Below are 9,304 nucleotides of genomic sequence, written 5' to 3'. Positions count from 1 at the left end.
CAGCGTCGTACCCGTACCGTGCGCCTCCACCACGTCGATCCGCTCCGGGGCCAGCCGCGCGTTGGCCAGGGCCTGCCGGATGACCCGCTGCTGGGAAGGGCCGTTGGGTGCCGTCAGACCGCTGGACGCACCGTCCTGGTTGACCGCGGAGCCACGGACCACGGCCAGGACGTCGTGGCCGAGCCGGAGGGCATCGGACAGCCGCTCCACCACGAGGACTCCGACGCCCTCGGCCCAGCCTGTGCCGTCCGCGCTCGCGGCGAAGGACTTGCAGCGGCCGTCGAAGGAGAGACCGCGCTGGCGTGAGAAGTCCACGAAGGTGCCGGGGGTCGCCATGACGCTCACTCCGCCGGCGAAAGCCATGGTGCACTCGCCCGACCGCAGCGCCTGCACCGCGAGGTGCAGGGCCACCAGGGAGGAGGAGCACGCGGTGTCGACGGTCACCGCCGGCCCTTCCAGGCCCAGCGTGTACGACACCCGGCCGGACAGGACACTGCCCGAGTTGCCCGTGCCCAGGTATCCCTCCACCCCGTCCGGCAGGGAGTGCAGTGTGCTGATGTAGTCGTGGTACATCAGACCGGCGAACACACCGGTCCGGCTGCCCTTCAGTGAGGTCGGGTCGACCCCCGCACGTTCGCACGCCTCCCACGCGACCTCGAGGAGGAGGCGCTGCTGCGGGTCCATCGCCAGTGCCTCGCGGGGCGAGATGCCGAAGAATCCGGGGTCGAACGCTCCGGCCTCGTGCAGGAATCCGCCCTCGCGGACGTACGAGGTGCCGGAGCGCTCCGGGTCGGTGTCGAAGACTCCCTCGATGTCCCAGCCCCGGTTGGTGGGGAACGGCGAGATACCGTCCCCGCCCGCGGCGACGAGGTCCCACAGCGTCTCGGGGCTCGTCACCCCTCCCGGATAGCGGCAGCTCATGCCCACGATCGCGATGGGCTCGCGCTCCCGGTCCTCCAGGTCCCGCAGCCGACGGCGAGTCTCACGCAGGTCCGCCGTGGCCCGCTTGAGGTAGTCGAGGAACTTCTCCTCGTTCGCCATGGGGTGTCACTCCTTGCAAAGGGTCGATCAGGAAGGTGCGGGGCGGTCGCGCAGGGGCCGTCAGGAGGATTCGAGCTCGTCGTCCAGCAGGTCGAAGAGCTCGTCGGCAGTGGCCTCTTCGAGGCTCCTGACCGCGCTGTTCCCGTCGGAGGTGTCGTCGTGCCAGCCGTCCATCAGCCCGCGCAGCCGTTCCGTCACCTTCAGGCGGTCGGCGTCGTCGGACGGCACGCCGGCGAGGGCGGCTTCCAGCCGGTCCAGCTCCGCGAGCAGCGAGAGCGCCGACACCGTGCCGTCACCGACGAGTTCGTCCCGCAGGTGGAGGGCGAGTGCTTCGGGGGACGGGTGGTCGAAGACGAGCGTCGAGGGCAGCCGCAGCCCGGTCATGGTGTTGAGCCGGTTGCGCAGCTCCACGGCGGTGAGCGAGTCGAAGCCGATCTCCAGGAAGCCCCTCGTCACGACGACGGCTCCTGGCGAACTGTGGCCCAGTACGTCGGCTATGGCGGTGCGCAGCAGGTCGAGGAGGATGCCGGTGCGCTCCGCCCCGCCGGCGGCGGTGAGACGCTCCTTGAGCGCGCCGGCGGATTCGGCCGCCCGGCCGGACTTCTCGGCGGCGGGCCTGGCGGGCAGCCGGACGAGACCGCGGAGCAGCGGCGGCATCGCGTCGGCGCGTATCTGTGCGGTGTCGGTGCTCAGCCTGACCGGCATGAGGGTCGGCCGGCCTGTCGTACGGGCGAGGTCGAACAGGGCGACTCCCTGTTCCTGGGACAGCGGCACGAGGCCCGAGCGGGCCATGCGGGCGATGTCGGCGGCGTCCATCCGGCCCGCCATGCCGCTCTCGGCCCACGGCCCCCAGGCCAGGGCCGTCGCGGGCAGGCCGCGGGCGTGGCGGTGCTGGGCGAGGCCGTCCAGGAACGCGTTGGCCGCGGCGTAGTTGGCCTGTCCGGGGCCACCGAAGGTGCCGGCCGCGGAGGAGAAGAGGACGAATTCCTCGAGGTCCGACTGCTCGGTCAGTTCGTGCAGGTTCCAGGCGGCGTCCACCTTGGGCCGCAGCACGGCGGTGAGTCTCTCCGGGGTCAGCGATGCGACGACGCCGTCGTCCACCACGCCCGCGGCGTGCACGACCGAGATCAGGGGGTGCGCCGCGGGGATGCCGCCGAGGACGCCCGCCAGGGCCGTACGGTCGGCGGCGTCGCACGCCGCGAAGGTGACGTGGACCCCCGACCGCCTCAGCTCGGCCGCCAGTTCGGAGGCGCCCGGGGCGGCGTCGCCACGGCGGCCGACCAGCAGCATGTGCCGTGCGCCGCGCTCGGCGAGACGGCGCGCCACCAGGCCGCCCAGCACTCCGCCTGCCCCTGTGACCAGGACGGTCCCCTCGGGGTCGACGTCTCCGTTTCCGGTGGGCTCGGTGGCCTCCACCCTGTGCAGGCCCGGGGTGTGGACCTGCCCGGCGCGCAGGGCCAGTTGCGGCTCGCCGGTGGCGACGGCTGTGGCGAGGTTCCGGGCCGACAGGTCGGTGCCGTCGAGGTCGGCCAGGACGAATCTGCCGGGTGCCTCCGACTGCACGCTGCGCAGGAGGCCCCAGATCGCTGTCTGCGCCAGGTCCGGTACGTCCTCGCCGTCGACGGAGACCGCTCCACGTGTCGCCACGACCATCAGGACGTCGGTGAACCGGTCGTCGGCCAGCCAGTCCCGGACGGCGGCCAGGACCTCGGCCGTACGGTCGTGGGTGCGCCGTACCGTGGGCTCGTCCGCCGTCCGCGGTGCGAAGGACATCAGGACGGCCGGGGGAAGGGGCCCGGTTGCCAGGTCGTCCGTCCCCGGGAAGACGTCGACACCCACCCCCGCGGCGGCGAGCCCGAGGTGGTCGGCCCCGAGGACCGCCCAGCGGGCGTCCGGCAGCTCCCGGGGGAGGTGCGCGGCCGACCAGTCCAGGCGGAGCAGCGAGTCGTGGTGGGTGGCCCGCCGCGCTCCGTCGAGCTGTGCGGTCGTGACGGTGCGCAGGACCAGGGAGTCGATCGTGGCGACCGGTTCGCCGGACGGGCCGGCGAGGGTGAGCGAGACGCCGTCGGTGTCCTTGGGGGTGATCCGTACGCGCAGGGCGTCGGCTCCGGCCGTGTGCAGCGTGACGCCGTTCCACGCGAACGGCAGGCGGTTGCGGCCCGCGGTGTCGTCGTCGGCGGCGTCGTGCGACGTACTCAGGCCCATGGCGTGCAGGGCCGAGTCGAGAAGGGCGGGGTGCAGGCCGAACCGGCCGGCACCGGGTTCCGTCACCTCGGGCAGGGCCACTTCGGCGAAGACCTCCTCGCCGAGCCGCCAGGCGGAGTGCAGGCCCTGGAAGACGGGACCGTAGGCGTACCCGATGGAGGTGAGGTGGTCGTAGAGGCCCTCGACCGGTACGGCGACGGCGCCTTCGGGGGGCCAGACGGTGAGGTCGGCGGGACGGCCCCGGTTCTCGGTGGCCGTGAGGGTGCCGCTGGCGTGTCGCGTCCAGCCGGTCTCGGGCCCGCCGGTGCCACGCGAGTGGATCTCCAGCGTGCGGCTGCCCGACGCGTCGGCGGGTCCCACCCACACCTGGAGTGCCACGGATCCGTCGTCGGGCAGCACGAGGGGGGCCTCGATGACGAGTTCCTCCACGTGGCCGCAGCCGACCTCGTCGCCCGCCTCGACCGCCAGCTCGACGAACGCGGTACCGGGCAGCAGCACGGTGCCCAGGACGGTGTGGTCGGCGAGCCAGGGGTGGCTGTCCAGCGCGAGACGGCCGGTGTACAGGTAGGCGTCGCTGTGACCGATCTGCACGGCCGCCCCCAGCAGGGGGTGGTCGGCGGGGGCGAGTCCGGCCGAGCGGACGTCTCCCGCCGCGCCTTCACCCCGCAGCCAGTAGTGACGGTGCTGGAAGGCGTAGGTGGGCAGAGTGACACTGCGGGCACCGCTGCCGGCGAGGTACCGCGCCCAGTCGACGGACGCGCCGCGCACGTGGAGCCCGGCGAGAGCGCTCAGCAGTGACCGGGGCTCGGGGCGGTCGGTACGCAGCACCGGCACGAAGACCGCGTCGCCTTCGGCGGCACAGTCCTGGGCCATCGCGGAGAGCACGCCGTCGGGTCCCAGTTCCAGGAACGCCGTCACTCCCTGGTCCTGGAGGGAGCGGACTCCGTCCAGGAAGCGGACCGTCCCCCGCACGTGGCGCACCCAGTACCCGGGGTCGCGGATCTCCTCGGCGCTCAGCACGGCGCCGGTCACGTCGGAGACGACCGCGAGGGTGGGCTCGTGGAACGTGAGGCCTTCGGCGACGGCACGGAAGTCATCGAGCACGGCGTCCATGTGCGGGGAGTGGAACGCATGGCTGACGCGCAGGCGCCTGGTCTTGCGGCCGAGTGTCGCGAAGTGCTCGGCGACGGCCAGTACGCCGGTTTCGTCGCCCGAGACGACCGTCGCCCGGGGTCCGTTGAGGGCGGCGATGGACACGCCGTCGGTCAGCAGCGGCAGGACCTCGTCCTCTGCGGCCTGGAGGGAGACCATGGCGCCCCCGGGGGGCAGCGCCTGCATGAGCCGGCCACGGGCCGCGACGAGTGTCGCCGCGTCCTCGAGCGAGAGCACGCCCGCAACGTGGGCGGCGGAGAGCTCGCCGATCGAGTGTCCGAGCAGGTAGTCGGGCTTGACGCCCCATGAGGACACGAGGCGGTACAGCGCCACCTCGAGTGCGAAGAGTCCGGGCTGGGTGAACTGCGTCAGGTCCAGCAGGTCGCCGTCGTCGAACACGACCTCACGGACCGGCCGGTCCAGATGCCGGTCGAGCTCCGCGCACACCGCGTCGAAGGCGTCCGCGAACACCGGGTACGCCTCGTAGAGTTCGCGTCCCATTCCGGACCGCTGCGAACCCTGGCCGGAGAACAGGACCGCCGTCCTGCCGCGCGTCTCCGCCCCCCGCACGAGCCCCGGGGCCGTGTCGCCGGTGGCGAGGGCGCCGAGTCCTCGGACGAAGGCCTCACGGTCCTCGGCGACGATCACCGCGCGCTGTTCGTGCACGGACCGGGCGGTCGCCAGCGTGTGCGCGACGTCGAGGAGACCGAGGTCCGGGTCGGAGAGCACCGCGTCGCGCAGTCGTGCCGCCTGAGCGCGCAGTGCCTCGTCGTCCCGTGCGGACACCGTCCACGGCAGCGGCCCGTCGGAGGCGGGCGTGCGGGGGGCGGTCGCGGGCTCCGGTGCCTGCTCCAGGATGACGTGGGCGTTCGTGCCGCTCACACCGAACGACGAGACACCGCACCTGCGGGGGTGCCCGGTCTCCGGCCAGTCCTGCCGCTCGGTGAGCAGTTCCACGGCCCCCGAGGACCAGTCGACGTGGGTGGACGGTTCGTCGATGTGGAGTGTCTGCGGCAGCACACCGTGGCGCAGGGCCATCACCATCTTGATGATCCCGGCGACGCCGGCGGCGGCCTGGGTGTGGCCGATGTTGGACTTCAGGGATCCGAGCAGCAGCGGCCGGTCCGCCGGGCGGTCCTGCCCGTACGTCGACAGCACGGCGTGCGCCTCGATGGGGTCGCCGAGCGTCGTACCCGTGCCGTGGGCCTCCACCGCGTCGATCCGCTCGGCGGGCAGGCCGGCGTTGGCGAGAGCCTGCCGGATGACGCGTCGCTGGGCGGGTCCGTTGGGGGCGCTGAGGCCGTTGCTCGCTCCGTCCTGGTTGATGGCGCTGCCCCGGACGACCGCGAGGATCCGGTGGCCGTCGCGTTCGGCGTCGGACCGGCGCTCGAGCAGCAGGACGCCGACCCCTTCGCCCCAGCCGGTACCGTCCGCCGCCTCGGCGAAGGCCTTGCACCGGCCGCTGGAGGACAGTCCGCCCTGCCTGCTGAACTCGGCGAACACGGCGGGGGTGGCCATCACCGCGGCGCCGCCCACCAGGGCCATCGAGCACTCCCCCTGGCTCAGGGACTGCGCGGCCAGGTGCAGGGCGACCATGGACGACGAACAGGCCGTGTCGATGGTGACGGCGGGGCCTTCGAGGCCGAGCGAGTACGCGATGCGGCCGGACAGCACCGCGGTGGCGGTACCGGTCAGCAGATACCCCTCCACACCCTCCGGTGGCTGGTGGACGTCACTCGCGTATCCCTGCGACGAGGCGCCGACGAAGACTCCGGTCCGGGTCCCGCGTGCGGACGCCGGGGCGATGCCGGCGCGTTCGAACGCCTCCCACGAGGTCTCCAGCAGCAGCCTCTGCTGCGGGTCCATGGCCAGTGCCTCACGCGGCGATATGCCGAAGAAGTCGGCGTCGAACCCGCCCGCCCCGTGGAGGAAGCCACCGGCGGGGGTGAACGCCGGAGCGCTTCCGTCGTCGGCTCCACGACTCCAGCCCCGGTCGACGGGGAAGCCTGAGATGGCGTCGGTGCCGGTGAACGCGAGGTCCCACAACTGCTCGGGGGTCCGGACGTCCCCGGGGAAGCGGCAGCCCATCCCGACGATCACGATCGGGTCGTCGTCGAGGGCTGCGGCGGCGGGGACACCGGTGACCGTCTCGTCGCCCTGGCCGGAGGACTCGGCGAGGAGGTGTCCGGCCAGTGCGGTCGCGGTCGGGTAGTCGAAGACCACGGTGGTGGGAAGCCGCAGTCCGGTGGCGCCGTTGAGCCTGCTGCGCACCTCGACGGCGGTCAGCGAGTCGAAGCCCAGCTCGCGGAACGCGCGGTTGGCCTCCACCGCCGCCCCGTCGGAGAAGCCGAGAACGGCAGCGGCCTCGCTCCGCACCAACTCCAGTACGTGATCCAGCCGTTCGCCCTCCGGGAGTGCGGCCAGCCGCTGTTGGAAGGCGGAGAGGTCACCCATCCCCGCGGCCTCGGTCTCGGCGGCCGCCTCGAGCACACGGCGTACCTCCGGCAGGCTCTGCAGGAGCGCGCTGGGCCGCGTCACGGTGAACGTGGGCGCGAACCTCTCCCACTGCACGTCCGCCACGGTCAGCATCGTCTCGCCGGCGCCCACCGCTTCCTGCATGGCGTCCATGGCCAGTTGCGGGTCCATCGCCGGCAGACCACGCCTGTTCAGGATCTCCTCCGCGGAGCCCCGGGCCATACCGGCCCCGCCCCACGCGCCCCACGACATGGCGGTGGCGGCGAGCCCGGCGGCCTGCCGCTGCTGAGCGAGGGCGTCGAGGTAGGCGTTGGCCGCACCGTAGGCGCCCTGGCCGCCACTGCCCCAGACACCGGAGATCGAGGAGAACAGGACGAACGCGTCGAGCTGCTCGTCGCCGAAGACCTCGTGCAGATGGGCCGCGCCGAGGACCTTCGCCTGGAGGACGGCGGCGTACTCGCTGGGGCTCGTCTCGGTGATGACGCTGAGCTGGCCGACTCCCGCCGCGTGCACGACGGCCGTGACCCGGTCACCCGCCTCACGCAGCGTGCGTACCGTCGCGGCGAGCGCGTCACGGTCGGTGACGTCGCACGCGGCCAGTGTCACCCGGGCGCCGAGAGCGGTCAGTTCGTCCCGGAGGTCCTGCGCGCCGGGAGCCCCGGCGCCGCGACGACTGGTGAGGACGACGTGCTCGGCGCCCTCACCGATGAGTCTGCGGGCGATGAACGAACCCAGGGCGCCGGTACCGCCGGTGATCAGTACGGTGCCACGCGGTGTCCACTTCCTCCCCGCTGCGCCCGGTGCCGAACGGCCGCGCAGCAAGCGTCGGCCGAAGGCGCCCGACGCCCGGACGGCGACCTGGTCCTCGGCGTCGTCTCCGCCGGTCAGGACGCCGCAGACGCGGTTCCACGCGCGGTCGTCCAGGACTGCGGGCAGGTCGATGAGGCCGCCCCACCGGTCGGGGTGCTCCAGGGCGACCACACGGCCGAAGCCCCAGTGCATCGCCTGGTCGGTCCTGACCGTGCCGTCCGAGCGGCCGACGGAGACCGCGCTCCGCGTGAGACACCACAGGGGGGCGGACACACCCGCGTCTCCGAGTGCCTTGACGAGCTCGACATCGGCGGCGAGTCCCGCCGGGGTCACCGGGTGCTGCGGGTCGGGACCGGCGAGGATTGACAGCAGGGAGAGCACTCCGGCCGGTTCGGGTGTGCCCGCCAGTCGCCCGGCGACCAGCTCGCGGTCCGCTCCTGCCGGGACGGTGAGCACCGACACGTCGGCACCATGGCGTGTCAGACCGGCCACGGTCGCGTGCACGGTCGCGTCGTCGGCCTCGGACGCGGGCACGACGAGCAGCCAGGTGCCGGACAGGGAGGCGGTGGGCAGGGCCGTCAGCGGCTGCCATGAGACGCGGTAGCGCCACGAGTCGACGGTCGACTCGTCCCGTTGCTGCCGTCGCCAGGAGGACAGAGCCGGCAGCACCGTGCCGAGAGCGGAGCGCGAAGCGCCGTCCAGCTCCAGATCGGCCGCCAGGGCGTCCGCGTCGCCGCGCTCGACGACGTCCCAGAACCTTGCATCCAGCGGATCGGCGTCAGCTGACACCACCGTTGCCGCCTGGGCGTCGGGCCAGAACGTCTGATGCTGGAAGGGGTAGGTAGGCAGGTCGACGCGTTGCGCTCCGGTGCCGGCGAACAGGGTCTGCCAGTCGAGGTCGACCCCGTGCACATGCGCTTCCGCCAGGGAGGTCATGAAGCGCCGGGTTTCGTCCTCGTCGCGGCGCAGCGTGCCCAGCGCCACCGCGTCACTCCCGGCCGCCTCGAACGTCTCCTCCAGCCCCACAGCCAGCACCGGATGCGGGCTGACCTCGACGAACACGCTGTGTCCGGTGCTCAGCAGGGCCTGGGTGGCCTCCTCCAGCAGGACGGTCCGGCGCAGGTTCGTGTACCAGTACCCGGCGTCCATTCCCGCGGTGTCCAACAGCTCACCGGTCACCGTCGAGTACAACGGCACCTGCGAAGAGCGGGGCGCCAGACCCGACAACACCTCCGACAACCGGTCCCGGATCCGCTCCACATGCGCACTGTGCGACGCGTAATCCACATCGATCCGCTTGCAGCGCACATCCTCCGCCCTGCACACCTCCAGCAGCTCATCCAGCGCGTCCCCGTCACCGGAGACCACCACCGACGAAGGACCGTTCACCGCCGCGACCGACAAACGCCCCTCCCACCGGGCGAGCCGCTCACGCACCCGATCCGCCGGCTCCCCCACCGACACCATCCCGCCCAGACCCGACAGCTCCAGGATCGCCTGGCTCCGCAACGCCACCACCCGCGCACCGTCCTCCAAGGACAGCCCACCGGCCACACACACCGCGGCGATCTCACCCTGCGAATGACCCATCACCGCCGCGGGCTCGACACCCGCCGCCCCC

The 9,304-nt window shown here is 72.7% G+C and carries 2 protein-coding genes; both read right to left on the bottom strand.

The window, feature by feature from the left end:
- On the bottom strand, window positions 1-1,041 hold a 1,041-nt coding region (locus tag ACHFIV_RS11210; protein ID WP_398966375.1), incomplete at its 3' end, for a beta-ketoacyl synthase N-terminal-like domain-containing protein.
- A 60-nt stretch (window positions 1,042-1,101) separates the two neighbouring features.
- Window positions 1,102-9,304, bottom strand: an 8,203-nt coding sequence (locus ACHFIV_RS11205) for an SDR family NAD(P)-dependent oxidoreductase (protein WP_398966374.1), incomplete at its 5' end; no start/stop codon positions are given.

The organism is Streptomyces sp. ALB3 (assembly GCF_044385685.1).
In the GTDB taxonomy this organism is placed as follows: Bacteria; Actinomycetota; Actinomycetes; order Streptomycetales; family Streptomycetaceae; genus Streptomyces.
Note: the sequence above shows the minus strand (reverse complement) of the source record. Positions and strands in the feature narration are given on the sequence as shown.